The sequence below is a fragment of the Pseudomonas sp. Root569 genome, from assembly GCF_001427465.1.
Classification (GTDB): Bacteria; Pseudomonadota; Gammaproteobacteria; order Pseudomonadales; family Pseudomonadaceae; genus Aquipseudomonas; species Aquipseudomonas synxantha.
This window is the reverse complement of the sequence record NZ_LMGQ01000005.1, coordinates 54,824-68,677: the sequence shown is the minus strand read 5'-3', so window position 1 is coordinate 68,677 and position 13,854 is coordinate 54,824. Positions and strand designations below refer to the sequence as shown.

General features: G+C 59.6%; 16 protein-coding genes. 8 read left to right on the top strand and 8 right to left on the bottom strand.

The annotated features are described in order from the left end of the window. Nucleotides 1–152 precede the first annotated feature (152 nt). The 6 genes from ASD70_RS06440 to ASD70_RS06415 form a co-directional block, all read right to left on the bottom strand. A complete protein-coding gene (locus ASD70_RS06440) occupies nt 153–1,511 on the bottom strand; it encodes a DUF1329 domain-containing protein (RefSeq protein ID WP_046069477.1) in 1,359 nt (452 codons plus the stop codon). A 27-nt stretch (nt 1,512–1,538) separates the two neighbouring features. Continuing rightward, the gene (locus ASD70_RS06435) at nt 1,539–3,320 is read right to left on the bottom strand and encodes a DUF1302 domain-containing protein (protein ID WP_056845965.1); all 1,782 of its coding nucleotides are present in this window, start codon (nt 3,318–3,320) and stop codon (nt 1,539–1,541) included. Between the two features lie 480 nt (nt 3,321–3,800). Next, nucleotides 3,801–4,712 (bottom strand): SDR family oxidoreductase, encoded by a 912-nt coding sequence (locus ASD70_RS06430; RefSeq protein ID WP_056845964.1) that lies wholly within the window; start codon nt 4,710–4,712, stop codon nt 3,801–3,803. A gap of 116 nt (nt 4,713–4,828) precedes the next feature. Next, nucleotides 4,829–5,731, bottom strand: a complete 903-nt coding sequence (locus ASD70_RS06425; RefSeq protein ID WP_056845963.1) for an alpha/beta fold hydrolase — start codon at nt 5,729–5,731, stop codon at nt 4,829–4,831. After that, nucleotides 5,731–6,513 (bottom strand): class II aldolase/adducin family protein, encoded by a 783-nt coding sequence (locus ASD70_RS06420; RefSeq protein WP_056845962.1) that lies wholly within the window; start codon nt 6,511–6,513, stop codon nt 5,731–5,733. Before ASD70_RS06420 ends, ASD70_RS06425 begins: the two co-directional genes overlap by 1 nt. 191 nt (nt 6,514–6,704) lie before the next feature. Further along, a complete protein-coding gene (locus ASD70_RS06415) occupies nt 6,705–7,160 on the bottom strand; it encodes a flavodoxin (protein ID WP_046069482.1) in 456 nt (151 codons plus the stop codon). 128 nt (nt 7,161–7,288) lie between these two features. Between ASD70_RS06415 and ASD70_RS06410 the strand changes: the two genes are divergently transcribed. Together ASD70_RS06410 and ASD70_RS06405 are read left to right on the top strand one after the other, a co-directional pair. Beyond that, nucleotides 7,289–7,756 (top strand): PAS domain S-box protein, encoded by a 468-nt coding sequence (locus ASD70_RS06410; protein WP_046069483.1) that lies wholly within the window; start codon nt 7,289–7,291, stop codon nt 7,754–7,756. Between the two features lie 58 nt (nt 7,757–7,814). After that, nucleotides 7,815–8,420: a hypothetical protein gene (locus tag ASD70_RS06405; protein ID WP_046069484.1), complete on the top strand. Its 606-nt coding sequence runs from the start codon at nt 7,815–7,817 to the stop codon at nt 8,418–8,420. A 2-nt stretch (nt 8,421–8,422) separates the two neighbouring features. Here ASD70_RS06405 and ASD70_RS06400 read toward each other — a convergent pair whose 3' ends face one another. Then, on the bottom strand, nt 8,423–9,379 hold the full coding sequence (locus tag ASD70_RS06400) for a MerR family transcriptional regulator (RefSeq protein ID WP_056845961.1): 957 nt from the start codon (nt 9,377–9,379) through the stop codon (nt 8,423–8,425). Between the two features lie 212 nt (nt 9,380–9,591). Here ASD70_RS06400 and ASD70_RS06395 point away from each other — a divergent pair, with 212 nt between their 5' ends. Genes ASD70_RS06395 through ASD70_RS06370 form a run of 6 tightly spaced genes read left to right on the top strand, consistent with a single transcriptional unit; the run spans nt 9,592 to nt 12,526 of the window. Then, nucleotides 9,592–10,149, top strand: coding sequence for a hypothetical protein (locus ASD70_RS06395; protein ID WP_056845960.1), 558 nt, complete (start codon nt 9,592–9,594; stop codon nt 10,147–10,149). Between the two features lie 56 nt (nt 10,150–10,205). Beyond that, nucleotides 10,206–10,916 carry a dihydromonapterin reductase gene (folM, locus tag ASD70_RS06390; RefSeq protein ID WP_046069487.1) on the top strand — a complete coding sequence of 237 codons (711 nt, stop codon included), beginning with the start codon at nt 10,206–10,208 and terminating at the stop codon, nt 10,914–10,916. Between the two features lie 20 nt (nt 10,917–10,936). After that, the gene (gene folE / locus ASD70_RS06385; protein ID WP_046069488.1) at nt 10,937–11,497 is read left to right on the top strand and encodes a GTP cyclohydrolase I FolE; all 561 of its coding nucleotides are present in this window, start codon (nt 10,937–10,939) and stop codon (nt 11,495–11,497) included. A gap of 2 nt (nt 11,498–11,499) precedes the next feature. Next, on the top strand, nt 11,500–11,871 hold the full coding sequence (gene folX, locus ASD70_RS06380; protein WP_005791287.1) for a dihydroneopterin triphosphate 2'-epimerase: 372 nt from the start codon (nt 11,500–11,502) through the stop codon (nt 11,869–11,871). Between the two features lie 24 nt (nt 11,872–11,895). Continuing rightward, nucleotides 11,896–12,192, top strand: a complete 297-nt coding sequence (locus tag ASD70_RS06375; protein WP_014719882.1) for a DUF1244 domain-containing protein — start codon at nt 11,896–11,898, stop codon at nt 12,190–12,192. Further along, nucleotides 12,185–12,526: a HopJ type III effector protein gene (locus ASD70_RS06370; protein WP_046069489.1), complete on the top strand. Its 342-nt coding sequence runs from the start codon at nt 12,185–12,187 to the stop codon at nt 12,524–12,526. The genes ASD70_RS06375 and ASD70_RS06370 overlap by 8 nt, the downstream gene beginning before the upstream one ends. A gap of 124 nt (nt 12,527–12,650) precedes the next feature. Here the strand turns inward: ASD70_RS06370 and trxB are convergent, their stop codons facing one another. Beyond that, nucleotides 12,651–13,613: a thioredoxin-disulfide reductase gene (gene trxB, locus ASD70_RS06365; protein ID WP_003194076.1), complete on the bottom strand. Its 963-nt coding sequence runs from the start codon at nt 13,611–13,613 to the stop codon at nt 12,651–12,653. Nucleotides 13,614–13,854: the final 241 nt, after the last annotated feature.

The following is a 13,854-nucleotide window of genomic DNA, read 5'->3' as shown; positions in this document are numbered from 1 at the left end:
TTATGCAACCGTAGACCCGTGGTTGGTGGTTGTTGAAGAAGTATTCAGCGGGGTGATTAGTGACCATGCACAAACCCGACATTCCAGTTGGCTGTCAGGCCACCATCGGGGGCAAGCCCCCTCCCACACGTTGATCGCATTTCACAAAGGTACTATCGAACGCCTGCCGACCTCAGTGCGGCCGGGGTGTAGTCCGCCGCCTTGGCCGCGAAGCCGAATACGAAGCTGCTCTTCTCCTCGTTCTTCATGCCCAGCGCGATATAGCGCCCCGCGATGAGGTCGTACAGGGTTTCCACGGTGTAGGCCGGCACCTGGTGGTCGTAGTAGAACTGCGCGTGACCTTCGGCGACGCGCCACAGTTGGCCGCGACCGTCGTAGTGATCCACCAGGGCGACCTGCCAGCTGTCTTCATCGATGTACATATGGCGCTTGGCGTAGATGTGCCGCTCGCTGGGCTTGACGGTGCCGACCACTTCCCATACGCGGTGCAGCTCATAGCGGGTCAGGTCCTGATTGATATGCCCGGCCTTGATGATGTCGTCGTACTTGAGCTTCGGCGAATCGAGTTTGTAGCTGTTGTAGGGGATGTACATTTCCTTCTTGCCCACCAGCTTCCAGTCATAACGGTCGGGGGCGCCGGAAAACATGTCGAAGTTATCGGTGGTGCGCAGGCCGTCGGAGGCCGTGCCCGGACCGTCATAGGACACCTGCGGCGCCCGCCGCACACGACGCTGGCCGGCGTTGTAGATCCAGGCCAGGCGCGGCTCCTTCACCTGGTCGAGGGTTTCGTGCACCAGCAGCACATTGCCTGCCAGCCGCGCCGGGGCGGTGACCGACTGCTTGAAATAACTCAGCACGTTGGCCGCCTTGGCCTGGTCGATATCCGCGATGGCCTGGGGCACCGCCACTTCTTCTTCGAAGCGGATCGGCGTATAGCTGCCGTTGGTCTGCGGCGTGGCCTGGGTGATGATGCGGCGCAGGTTGCCACCGTGATAACGGGTGATGTGGTTCCACAGCACCTCCACACCGTTCTTAGGGATCGGGAACGCGTAATAACGATTGCCGGTGAAGTTTTCCAGGCCGTTGCCGTCATTGATCGCATGCACATTCAGGGCGCTGCGCTTGATCGACTCGTAGATGTCTGCCGGCAGATTGACCGTGCGATGGCTGGGGTAGACCGGAATTTTGTAGGTTTCTGGGTAGCGTTTGAACATCGCCACCTGGCCCTCGGAGAGTTTGTCTTTGTACTTGTCCACGGTGGAGGGCGTGATCACGAACAGCGGTTTTTCATTGGCAAAGGGGTCGGCGAGAAAGCCCTTGCTGTCTACCGCGCCGGCGTTTTTCGGGATGCCGCCGGTCCAGGCCGGGATCGAGCCATCGGCGTTGCCGGCCTTCTCGGCGCCGACCGGGGTCAGGGTGGTGCCGAGCTTGGCGGCTTCTTCGGGCGACACCGCCGCCATTACGTTAGCGGCCAATACACTCAGGGCCATCACTGCAATCATCTTACGCATAGGGTCTTGTCCTTCTTTTAAGCCAGATCAGAAGTTCACGCCGAAGCTGAGGGCGAGGAAATCGCGGTCGGTCAGGGTGTTGTAGTCACCACCAAAGAAGTCGGTGTAGCTCAGGCTGGCGGTGTAGGTGCTGCGATAGTCCGCATCCACGCCGACGCTGATGGCCTTGGCGCCTTTGTTGAACAGGCCGTTGGGGCCGTAGCCAGCCACGTCATGGGACCAGGACAGGTTGGGCTTGAGGTTCACCCCGGCAATCGCGTTGTTGTAGTCCAGGATCGCCCGCGCGCGGTAGCCCCAGGAGGTGGAGGTGACGAAACCGTCAGTGTCGCCCTCGAAACCGTAGGCGCCGTACACCGAGTCGCGGCCATAACGCAGCTTGCTTTTATCTTCCAGGCCCGCGACGTGCACCACCGCCGCTTCGCCAACCAGCGTCAGGCGTTCGGCGCCCAGCACCTGGTCGAAGAACTGGGTCATGGTGCTTTGGATCTGGGTGATTTCCTTGCGGCGGTAGCCTTTGTTGTCCGCACCAAACGCGCTGCGGATCGGCGACGCGGTATTGCCGGCAATCGGGTTGACCAGCGCCAGGGTCAGGTCGGTGGTGTTGAGTTGTACCGGTGCATTCGGCCGATAGCTGATCTCGCCGGTCCACGCCGTGCCAGTAGGCAGGGTGGTGGAAAAACTGGCGCCGAACAGGCGGATATCTTCCGGATAATCCAGGTAGTACTGGCCACGGCCAAGCATGGTGCTCTGGGCCAGGGCCGACCCGAAGCCCGGCGGAGCAGCGGCACCAATGGCGCCGATGGTCGCAAGGTTGGTATTGGCGGTAATCGTGCCCACGGTCGGGGTACGGCTGTGGTAATTCATGAAGTACAGGCCGTATTCAGTGTCATCACCCAGCCAGCGCAAGGCCGCGCCAAACTGGCCGGAGTCTCGTGCATCACGGTCGCCAGCGCGCTGCACCACCACCCCTTCGCGGGTCACCACAAAGCCTTGGCCACGTGCCGCTGCTATGGGTTGCAGAGGGGCAATCGCCGGGTTGCCCACCGTGTAGTTACCGGTGCAGCCGTCCGCCGCCACGTCCCCTCCGAAGAAGGTGCCGCAGTTGTCCAGCACGGTCTGGTCCCATTCCAGTTGGTAGAAACCCTCCACGGTCAGTTGGTTGGTCAGGCTTTGTGACGCAAACAGCATGTTCACCGGGATCAACCCTTCCTTGATCTCGGCCCCTGGGCGGCGAAACGCCGAGACGTCAATGGGGTTGATGCTGTTGATGGAGTTACCGATGAAGGTGCTTTCGCCCCAACTGACCACCTGCTTGCCGGCGCGCACGGTGCCGGGCAGGTCGCCCAGGGAGTAGTTGTGGTAGACGAAGGCATCGAGGATTTGCGCGCCGCTGGATTTGGCGCCTTCTTTGCGGTTGTGATCGCTGATCTGCTTGAACTCGCGATCTTCGTCCTTGAGTTCGAAGTCGTACCAGTATTTGCCGCGCACGAACACGCCGGTGTCGCCGTATTTCAGCTCGAGGTCGTGCAGGCCCTTGAAGATCTTGGAAAAGGTCTCGCCCTTCTTGAAGTTGAGGCGCCCGTCATCCCCGGTCGACGCCTGGCCGGTGCCGCCGTTGACGGTGCTGACCAGGCTTTTATCGGCATCGCGCATGCCCCAGCTCGCGCCCACCGAGAGCGAAGAGTCGAATTGCCCTTCGATCTCACCAATATTGAACGAAACAGCCTGTGCCTGGGCACAGCAACCCAACGCAACCGCAGTGGCCAGCGCCTGTGGCGTGAAGATGGCGCGCATTATTGTTTTTGTCATGCGTCTTCCCCGGTGAGTGACAGAAGGCCCCACCCTACTGCCGCCCTTGAGGAGCGATAAGCGCACCAAGGAGGTATTCGTGTTGTCACTCGAAAGGATGAATGGCCCAGCAGGACGGGGCTTGCACAGGGCCCATGCATTAGACGGATAAGGGGCTATCAGGAGAATCCATGGCGAGATCAATTATTGTCATTTATGTAACAGTCCTTGTCCTGAACTGCTATTACTCATTTTGTTACAACCGATTATTCTTGCCTGGCTTTCAGGGCAAACAGCCCGCTTCCAAGGTTGGGAGAAAAAGCCTATTTACAACAGATTGATCCTTTATTCAGTCTGTTCCCGGTGTTCACTGACGTTGATTTGTCGCTCCTTGATCCAACGTCTTACTTCGGCCGCTGCTATGCAGCGGCCTTTTTTATGCCCGCAATAAAACGGGGCGTCATCGACGCCCCGTTGGATTCAGTGTTTTTCCAGCAACGATCAGAGGCTGAACTTCTGCAAGTTAGCCATCATCTCCTTCAAGGCTTCAATATTATCCTTGGGGTGCGCGGCCCCTTCAAAATTACAGATCTGCTGCCAGTGCGCGGCCACATCCTGCGGCGAGAAGCCCGCCTCCGGATCAAAGCCCACCCCCAGGCTGCGCTCCCAGCGGGTCTTGCCGATCCAACCGCCACCCACTTCAAACAACCCCGCGGTTTCCTCGCAGGCTTCACTGCCCAGGTACACCACCAACGGGCTGACCAGCTCAGGCTTGAGCCGCTCGAACACCTGCGGCGGGATCAGCCCTTCGGTCATGCGCGTACCACCCGTGGGGGCAATGGCATTGACCAGGATATTGTTCTTGCGCCCTTCCAGCGCCAAGGTACGGGTCAGACCATACAGGCCCAACTTGGCCATGCCGTAGTTGGACTGGCCGAAATTGCCGTAGATGCCCGAGGTGGAGGCGGTGAAGATCACCCGGCCATAACCCTGCTCGCGCAGATGGGGCCAGGCGGCGCGGGTGACTTTGTAGGCGCCTTCGACATGCACCCGGTAGACCAGGTCCCAGTCGCTGTCGTCCATTTTATGGAAGGTCTTGTCGCGCAGGATCCCGGCATTGTTGACTACCACGTCGATACGGCCGAATGCATCCAGGGCATTTTGTACGATCTTGTCGCCGTCGGTGACGGAATCATGGTTGGCTTCAGCAATGCCCCCCGCTGCGCGAATCTCTGCCACCACCCGGTCGGCCGCCGAGGCGTTGGCGCCCTCGCCCTGGGTTGAGCCTCCCAGGTCATTAACCAGCACTTTGGCCCCGTGTTTGGCAAACAGCAGCGCATGGGCCCGGCCCAGGCCACCGCCGGCACCGGTGACGATCACGACCTTATCCTGGAACTGCACTGACTCACTCATACCGAACTCCGCTGGCGACAATGGGAATAGCCAGAGTGTCACGCACAGCGCCTTTGGTCACAATAAAGACGGCCGAGGCTGAATGGTGCTCGATAAGGCAGCAGGATGATGCCTTTTCAGGAATAGACCGCACGCGGCGTCGGCTGGCCGAGACGATCACGGAACGCCTGGTAGTGTTTGAGCACTTGCACCGGCGCCTCGATCTGCGGGTAGTGGCCAATATTGGCCAGCATTACCGTGTCGGCGTGGGGCACCAGTTGGTGATAGCGTTCGACCATATGGGCGCCGGAAATAGGATCAACCTCGCCATTGATCACTCGCAACGCTACATCGCCCTGCTGCATGGCGGCTACCCAGCGCTCGCGCAGGCGGTGGCGCTGGGGAATGTAGGTAATCAGCTTGTGCAGGATGCGTGGGCCATCATTGCAGTTGATCAGGCTCCAGAAATCATCCAGGGCGCTTTCACTGGGGCGTGTGCACGGGCCGAAGATCTGGTTGAAACTGCTGGCCAGCGCACTGCGCCCAGAGGCCCGGCCGATCATCCAGCCCAGGGGGCTGAGCAATAATTTTTGCACCAACGTCGGCCGATGGGTCTCCGGGAACAGCCCGCCGTTGAGGAACACACAGCTGGCCATCTGGAAACGCCCCTCGTAATGCCGGGCGAGTAATTCCTGGGCGATGCTGTCGCCATAGTCATGGGCCAAGACATGCACCGGTTGCTCCACAAGCAGGTGATCAAGCAGCGCCTGTTGCAAGTCGGCTTGTTCCAGCAGGCAATAGTCGTGATTCAGAGGCTTGGCCGAGTCGCCAAAGCCGAGCATGTCGCAGGCAATCACTAGATGGCGCTGAGCCAACGGCTGCCACAGATAGTGCCAATCCCAACTGGCAGTGGGGAAGCCATGAATCAGCAGCAACGGCTCGCCCTGCCCGGCCACCCAATAACGCAGGGTATGGCCACCAAAGATGAAGTCCTGGCCGCGTTTGCGCCAGGCTCTGAGTGGTATCTCGGCGAGTGGCATCAGCTTTTATATCCGGGGTCCTGGTGGTCCAGTTTGCGCAGCAACGCCGGCCAGGCCAGCGCACCACCCATACCTTGGGCGCTTTTTGTGACAGCTGCCACCATCGCCTTGGCACCAGCGAGAATCTGCGGCCCGATGGCAATCAGCTCAGGTGCGCCGTTTTGCGCCAGCACCTGGATCTCGCAGGCGCGCTGGAAGGTGAACATCATCAGGAAGGTATCGGCGATGGTGCCGGCGCAGGTCAGCAGGCCGTGGTTGTGCAGCATCAGGAAATTGTGGTCGCCCAGGTCCGCCTGCAGGCGAGCCTTTTCTTCGTGATTGAGCGCCACGCCTTCATAGGCGTGATAGCCAAGGCTCGACAGCACGAACAGCGATTGCTGGCTGATAGGCAACACCCCCTGCTTTTGCGCTGAGACCGCCACGCCCGCAGCGGTGTGGGTATGCAGCACGCACGTCACGTCATGGCGCACTTCGTGGATGGCGCTGTGGATGGTGTAGCCCGCGGGGTTGATCTCGTAGGGGCTTTCCATCTGCTTGTTGCCGGCCTGATCGACCTTGACCAGGCTTGAGGCGGTGATCTCGTGGAACATCAGCCCATAGGGGTTGATCAGGAAGTCCTCGGTACCTGGCACCTTGGCAGAAATGTGTGTGAAGATCAGGTCGTCCCAGCCATGCATCGCCACCAGGCGATAACAGGCCGCCAGATCGACGCGGGTCTGCCATTCGGCAGCACTGACCTGGGCTTTGACATTCTGTGGCGATAAAGCGGGGGCTAGGCTCACGGCAATGACCTCCTTGGCGCACTTCTTATTGTGTCGAAAGTGAGAGCCAGTCTAGTCAGACGCCGAGGCCGAAGGAGTTGCCTTCGCAGCCAGCTTGATGACTGAGCGAGTCAGCCAACAGAATAGTACAAATTTGTGTCAGGCAAACGCCGTCAATGAAGGCAGGTCTTCACTGACGACGTTTACTGCGATCAACTGCGCAGTGCAGTGACCAGCTCGGCCAGCCACGGCTCGGCATCGGTTTCCGGGGTGACGCTTTCGCTGGCGTCCAGGCGCAGCATCGGCAGCACCTCACGTACCCCCAACTCACCGAACAATTCGCGCATCTGCTCCCCACCACCACAGAAGGTATCGCCATAGCTGGCATCGCCCAAGCCAATGACCGCACCGGGCAGGCCGCGCCAGGCCGCGGGCAGTTGATCGCGAATGGTCGAATACAGGGGTTGCAGATTGTCGGGCAACTCGCCCATGCCGGTGGTCGAGGTCACCGCCAGGAAGGCCTCAGGGCCAAACGCCTGCACGTCGGCCAAGGTAGCGCGAGGGTTATGCCAGGCTTCAAAACCGGCGTCTTTGAGGATTTCTTTGGCATGGCGAGCGACTTCTTCAGCCGTGCCATAGACCGAGCCGGAAAGGATGGCGACTTTCATCAATCTGATCCTGTAGTTGAGTGAAAGCCTGGGATATTAGCAGCCCGTGCCAATATTTCAGTGCGCACCGTGCAACATTCAAGACTTGCCATAAACTTGCAGGGTCAAAACAAGCCATGGACCGCTCAATGATTAACGCCAAGCTGCTGCAAATGGTCGTCAATGCTTCCAATGACGGCATCGTCGTTGCCGAACGCGAAGGCAGGGACAAACCGCTGATCTACGTCAACCCGGCCTTCGAGCGGATGACCGGCTACACCCTGGACGAGATCCTGTATCAGGACTGCCGCTTCCTCCAGTCAGGCGACCGTGACCAGCCGGCGCTGATGGCCATCCGTGAAGCCCTCGACAGCGGTGGCATGTGCCGGGAGATCCTGCGCAACTACCGCAAAGACGGCAGCCACTTCTGGAATGAGTTATCGCTTTCGACGGTGTACAACGAGGCCGATAAGCAGACGTACTTCGTCGGCGTGCAAAAAGACGTCACCCTTCAAGTCAAGGCGCAGCAACGCGTTGCCCAGCTGGAAGCCCAATTGGCCGAACTCAAAGCCGAGCTCGCGGCTCTCAAGGCGACGAGCGGAATTAACAAACTGTAAAAGATGCAGCCTTTAGAGCGATAATGGCTCTTTAATGCCTTAGCCTTGAGCCAGATCAATGCAGCGCCACAAGCTATTGACGCAGGACGAGCTGGATTTTATCCAGGACATGCAGCACAACCCGCAGCTCAACCTGCGGGATGCGTGGTCGAGCCTGACGGTCAATGGCGGAGCGCAGATTCGCGATTTGCTCACCCGGCTTGCCGCTCACGACCAGGTCACCATCCAGGCGCAGTTCGACAACCAGCAACTGACCTTCCCCCTGCATTTGGTGGAAGATGAATTTCATGCCGTGCATTTGCGCCTGGGTGTGCCGAGCATTTTCGAAGACGGCCCGATGATCCGCCCCTGGCGGCTGGCCCTGGAAGCGCCCGTGGCGCTGGAGAACGTCAAGGGCTACGCCAGCGCATTGTGGGTGCACGAAGTGTCATTCAAGGGTGTGCTGGTAGAAGTGCGTGGCCGGACCAACCCACCCAAGACCTTTTCCCTGTGGTTCAGCCCTTCCGGCTACGAACGTATCGCGCTGCGCGGTACGTTGGAGCGGGAAACCGCCCGAGGCCTGTTTGCCTATCGCCTGAATCAGAGTGATGCCGGTGAAATCGAGCGCCTGCGCCAGTTCATCCTGCACCAGCACCGCCTGGTCCATCCCCAGGTGCATGCCTGAAATCAGGTATCCAAGCGACCGCTGAGAAACTGCTGCAAGCGACGTGTCATCACACGGCCGTCATTGCCCAGGCAACCAATCGACGAGCCCGCGAGGCTCTGTTCGGCCAGGTCAGAGACATCCCCAGCCAGCAGCAGCGGGCAATCGAGCGTCAATGCAAGGCGATTGAGCCGCGATGGTAGTTCTGCGCCGGGTGCGTGATTGGAAAACATCACCAAGGCTTGCGGCCGGGTTCTCTCACAAATCAGCGTCAATTCATCGAGTGGCTGGCCCACTCCCAGAACCTTGACTGCGAGCTTGTCGCTTGACATCAACAGGCCTGCAACCAGCATTTCCAGCTCACGGCACTCTCCCGCGATGGCCGCCAACAGCACCCTGGGTACCGGCGAGGCACAGGCCATCTGCAGGCAACGCGAGGCGTGCGAGCGCAGGAAGTTGTCGAAGAACAGCCACTCGCTGGCCTGGCCAAAGCGCCCCTGATGACGCAACAGTTGCTGCCATAGCGGCATCAGAATGTCTTGAAACACCACTGTCGTTGAGTAGACGCTGAAGATCTGGCCATACAGGTGGCCCAGCTCATGATCATCAAAGGCGCTGATTGCCAACCTCAGCTGTGCCTGCCACTGGCGCCACTCCAGTTCGGTATCGCTGCGTGACGCCGTGGCGGGCTCGCCAGGCAGTGGGTCGCGCGCCAGGATCTTGCCCACCTTGCTCACCGCTACGCCACGCTCGATCCAGTCGAGAATGCGATGAACCGTATCGATATCGGTGCTTGAATACAGCCGGTGCCCACTTTCGGTGCGCACGGGCTGGATCAAGCCATAGCGACGCTCCCAGGCACGCAGTGTCACCGGGTTAACACCGGTAACCCTTGCCACTTCACGAATCGGAAACAGCACCTCGGCGTCAGCGTGTCGGTCGGGTGTCGTTTCTCGAACAGGAGCAATGATTTCGGACATCAGCAGTCAAAAAATCCGTTTGGGCTTGGATCTTATTTAACGCCCATTAAAGCCAATGATTCAAGATCTACGGCAAACCATCCGAAGTTTCTGGCGTATTTCGGCAAAACCGGAATAATCCTTGCCTGTTTTTTACGTCGCTGCATCACCCCGCAGCTTCGTTCGTGCGCCGCTTATCCGGCCCAGCGCACCCGATCACTTGGAGATACACAATGTCTACTTCACCCGTCACCTTGATGGTTGCGCGACGCGTGGCCAAAGGTCGCTACGAAGAACTGATGGCCTGGCTGCGCGAAGGCGAGCAATTGGCCACTGACTTCCCGGGTTACCTGGGCTCTGGCGTGCTAGCCCCTCCACCCCACGACGATGAATTCCAGATTATCTTTCGCTTCGCCGACGAAAAAACCCTGCACGCCTGGGAGTTTTCCGCCTCGCGCAACGCGTGGCTGAGCCGCGGCAGCGAACTGTTTGCCGACCCATCCGAGCACCGTGTAAGCGGTATTGATGGCTGGTTCGGCGCCGTGGGTGCTCGCCCTCCACGCTGGAAACAGGCAGTGGCGATCTGGCTGGCGTTTTTCCCGGTGTCATTGCTGTTCAACTTCGGCCTGGGGCCGCTGCTCAACGAGTTGGACTTGTTCAGCCGGGTACTGGTCAGCACGGCTGCGCTGACACCGTTGATGGTTTACCTCTTTATCCCGCTGTCGACCCATCTGCTGGCGAACTGGCTACAGCCCTCGCCTTCACGCAAAGTCACCGAAGCCGCCGCTTGAGTACAGGGGGCCGGGGCGCTGGTATAGTTTCAGCCTGCCCGCGACTTGAGCCTCCCATGACTGCAACCAACGCCCCGATCCTGATCACCGGTGCCGGCCAACGGGTCGGCCTGCATTGCGCCGAGCGCCTGCTGGACGAGGGCCAATCGGTGATTTTCAGCTACCGCAACGAACGCCCCGGCGTGCAGGCCCTGCGTGATCGAGGTGCCATCGGTGTGTTCGCCGACTTCTCCAGCGAAGCCGGGACGCTCGCCTTTATTGCCGAACTGCACACCCATACCCAAAGCCTGCGCGCGATCATCCACAACGCGTCGGCCTGGGTCGCGGAAACTCCAGGCGACGAAAGCCGCGCCTTTATCGACATGTTCAGCGTGCACATGCTTGCGCCATACCTGATCAACCTGCATTGTTCACCCTTGCTGCAACGCTCGACACCTGCCGACATCGTGCATATCAGCGATGATGTGGTGCGCAAGGGCAGTCGCCAGCACATTGCCTACTGCGCCACCAAGGCCGGGCTCGACAGCCTCACGTTGTCGTTTGCCGCGCAGTTCGCGCCGTTGATCAAGGTCAATGGCATCGCTGCGGCGATGGTGATGTTCAATGAGGGCGATGACGCGGCCTATCGCGCCAAGGTCCTGAACAAGTCGGCCTTGGGCATCGAGCCCGGGCCCGAGGTGATCTACCAGAGCGTGCGCTACCTGCTGGACAACCCCTATGTCACCGGTACCACCCTGACCGTCAACGGCGGGCGGCATATCAAGTAAGCCGTTTGTGAGGATGTTGCATGACTTTATCCCTGCCCCACCACTATCGCGAAATCCTCAAGGGCTTGGGCGAGGACCCGCAGCGCGAGGGCCTGCTCGACACGCCCAAGCGTGCCGCCAAGGCCATGCAGTACCTGTGTCATGGCTACGAGCAGAACCTGGACGAAATCGTCAACGGCGCGCTGTTCGCCTCCGATAATGACGAAATGGTGATCCTCAAGGACATCGAGCTGTACTCGCTGTGCGAGCATCACCTGCTGCCCTTTATCGGCAAGGCCCATGTGGCCTATATTCCGACCGGCAAGGTACTGGGCCTGTCGAAACTGGCGCGCATCGTGGACATGTTCGCCCGGCGCCTGCAGATCCAGGAAAACCTCACGCGCCAGATCGCCGACGCCATCCAGGACGTGACCCAGGCCGCCGGCGTGGCTGTGGTGATCGAAGCCAAACACATGTGCATGATGATGCGCGGCGTGGAAAAACAGAATTCAACCATGAACACCTCGGTGATGCTCGGCGCCTTCCGCGATTCGAACACCACCCGCATGGAGTTCCTGCAACTGATTGGACGGAGCAAGTAGCAATGCCACAACTTCAACCAGGCATGGCGCGTATCCGGGTCAAGGACCTGCGGCTGCGCACCTTTATCGGCATCAACGAGGACGAAATCCTCAATAAGCAGGATGTGCTGATCAACCTGACCATCCTGTATGCCGCCCAGGAAGCCGTGCGCGACAACGATATCGACCACGCCCTGAACTACCGCACCATCACCAAGGCGATCATCGCCCATGTCGAAGGCAACCGTTTCGCCCTGCTGGAGCGCCTGACCCAGGAATTGCTGGACCTGGTGATGAGCAACGAGTCGGTGCTGTACGCCGAGGTCGAAGTGGACAAGCCCCATGCGCTGCGTTTTGCCGAATCGGTTTCGATTACCCTGGCGGCCAGCCGCTAACCCCCTGAATCTGCAGTGAGCCCTATGAACGACCAACAACGCCTCGAACTCGAAGCCGCCGCCTTCCGCCGGCTGGTGGCCCACCTGGACAGCCGCAAGGATGTGCAGAACATAGACCTGATGAACCTTGCCGGCTTCTGTCGCAACTGCCTGTCCAAGTGGTACAAGGCAGAGGCCGACGAGCGCCAGATCGAGGTCAGCCTCGATGAAGCCCGTGAAGTGGTGTACGGCATGCCGTATGCCGAGTGGAAAGCCCAATACCAGCAAGAAGCCAACGCCGACCAGCAAGCAGCGTTTGCCAAAGGAAAACCCCATGACTGATTTGAATACCCTGCGTGCCAGCCTCGACAGCGGCGAACACGTCTTTGCCGATACCCTGGCCTTTGTCGCGCAAGGCTACGACTACCAGCCACAGGCGTTCACCAATGGCGATGTGGAAAACGCTGCTGGGCAGAACGAAGGCTCGTGCAAGACCTTGGGCCTGGCACTGCTGGAAGGCTTGAGCGACCAGGAAGCCTTGCTGGCGTTTGGCGAGCATTACCGCTCGGTGATGGCCACGCCGGACGGCAGTGACCATGGCAATATTCGGGCTTTGATTGCCCATGGTTTGGCTGGGGTAAAATTTGCCGCGCAGCCACTGGCCCGCAAATCCTGAGTCAAATACATATTCAAATGTGGGAGGGGGCTTGCTCCCGATAGCGGTGTATCAGCTAACTAATACTTGGCTGAAAACCCGCTATCGGGAGCAAGCCCCCTCCCACATTTTTTTGCAGCGTTGTTTAGAACGAAGCGTCCTTCAAACCGTCGAGGTAACGCTCGGCATCCAGGGCCGCCATGCAACCGGCGCCAGCCGAGGTAATGGCCTGGCGATAGACGTGGTCAGCCACGTCGCCGGCAGCGAAGATCCCTTCGATGTTGGTCGCGGTAGCATTGCCTTCACGACCGCCCTGCACCACCAGATAGCCGTCTTTGGCTTCCAGCACGCCTTCGAACAGCGAGGTGTTCGGGGTGTGGCCGATAGCGATGAACACGCCGTCGACTTTCAGCTCGTCGAAGCTGCCATCGTTGTTTTTCAGGCGAGCACCGGTCACGCCCATGTTGTCGCCCAGGACTTCATCCAGGGTGGCGTTGAGCTTGAGGATGATCTTGCCTTCAGCGACACGGGCGTGCAGCTTGTCGATCAGGATTTTTTCGGCGCGGAAGGTCTCGCGGCGGTGGACCAGGGTCACGGTGCTGGCGATGTTAGCCAAGTACAGTGCCTCTTCCACGGCGGTATTACCACCGCCAACCACGGCAACCGGCTTGTTGCGGTAGAAGAAACCGTCGCAGGTGGCGCAGGCAGAAACGCCCTTGCCCATGAAGGCTTCTTCCGAGGGCAGGCCCAGGTAACGTGCGCTGGCACCGGTGGCGATGATCAGTGCGTCACAGGTGTACACGCCGCTGTCGCCGGTCAGGCTGTAAGGCTTTTTCGAGAAATCGACTTTGTTGATATGGTCGAAGACGATCTCGGTCTCAAAACGCTCGGCGTGCTCTTTCATACGCTCCATGAGCACCGGCCCCGTCAGGCCGTGGACGTCGCCCGGCCAGTTGTCGACTTCCGTGGTGGTGGTCAACTGGCCGCCCGCCTGCATGCCGGTGATCAGCAGCGGCTTGAGATTGGCCCGGGCAGCGTAGACGGCAGCGCTGTAACCGGCAGGGCCGGATCCGAGAATAATCACTCGGGAATGACGGGTATCAGACATGACTCACTCCTATCGACCGCTCGAACCACAGAGCGGCTGGAATAAAAAAGGACCGCGAAGCACTTGGGGAAGGCTTTGACTCGCCAGGTCCTGAAAAATAATGGGTGCAGGGTATCGAGGGGGGCAAGATTAAGGAAATACGCATTAACAATCCAGCTCATAGCGACTCTCTATGTGCTTGATTGAGTTAATCGACACCTTTGTTACCGTGGATGTCGCCTCCGTGCCTGCGCTTTCACAT

What these genes read in the sequence shown, in the direction of transcription:
- ASD70_RS06395 (WP_056845960.1), top strand. Translation starts at nt 9,592, where the DNA reads ATGTCTACTTCACCCGTCACCTTGATGGTTGCGCGACGCGTGGCCAAA.
- ASD70_RS06370 (WP_046069489.1), top strand. Translation starts at nt 12,185, where the DNA reads ATGACTGATTTGAATACCCTGCGTGCCAGCCTCGACAGCGGCGAACAC.
- folX (WP_005791287.1), top strand. Translation starts at nt 11,500, where the DNA reads ATGCCACAACTTCAACCAGGCATGGCGCGTATCCGGGTCAAGGACCTG.
- ASD70_RS06405 (WP_046069484.1), top strand. Translation starts at nt 7,815, where the DNA reads ATGCAGCGCCACAAGCTATTGACGCAGGACGAGCTGGATTTTATCCAG.
- folE (WP_046069488.1), top strand. Translation starts at nt 10,937, where the DNA reads ATGACTTTATCCCTGCCCCACCACTATCGCGAAATCCTCAAGGGCTTG.
- ASD70_RS06430 (WP_056845964.1), bottom strand. Translation starts at nt 4,712, where the DNA reads ATGAGTGAGTCAGTGCAGTTCCAGGATAAGGTCGTGATCGTCACCGGT.
- trxB (WP_003194076.1), bottom strand. Translation starts at nt 13,613, where the DNA reads ATGTCTGATACCCGTCATTCCCGAGTGATTATTCTCGGATCCGGCCCT.
- ASD70_RS06410 (WP_046069483.1), top strand. Translation starts at nt 7,289, where the DNA reads ATGATTAACGCCAAGCTGCTGCAAATGGTCGTCAATGCTTCCAATGAC.
- ASD70_RS06435 (WP_056845965.1), bottom strand. Translation starts at nt 3,320, where the DNA reads ATGACAAAAACAATAATGCGCGCCATCTTCACGCCACAGGCGCTGGCC.
- ASD70_RS06415 (WP_046069482.1), bottom strand. Translation starts at nt 7,160, where the DNA reads ATGAAAGTCGCCATCCTTTCCGGCTCGGTCTATGGCACGGCTGAAGAA.
- ASD70_RS06425 (WP_056845963.1), bottom strand. Translation starts at nt 5,731, where the DNA reads ATGCCACTCGCCGAGATACCACTCAGAGCCTGGCGCAAACGCGGCCAG.
- folM (WP_046069487.1), top strand. Translation starts at nt 10,206, where the DNA reads ATGACTGCAACCAACGCCCCGATCCTGATCACCGGTGCCGGCCAACGG.
- ASD70_RS06375 (WP_014719882.1), top strand. Translation starts at nt 11,896, where the DNA reads ATGAACGACCAACAACGCCTCGAACTCGAAGCCGCCGCCTTCCGCCGG.
- ASD70_RS06400 (WP_056845961.1), bottom strand. Translation starts at nt 9,379, where the DNA reads ATGTCCGAAATCATTGCTCCTGTTCGAGAAACGACACCCGACCGACAC.
- ASD70_RS06440 (WP_046069477.1), bottom strand. Translation starts at nt 1,511, where the DNA reads ATGCGTAAGATGATTGCAGTGATGGCCCTGAGTGTATTGGCCGCTAAC.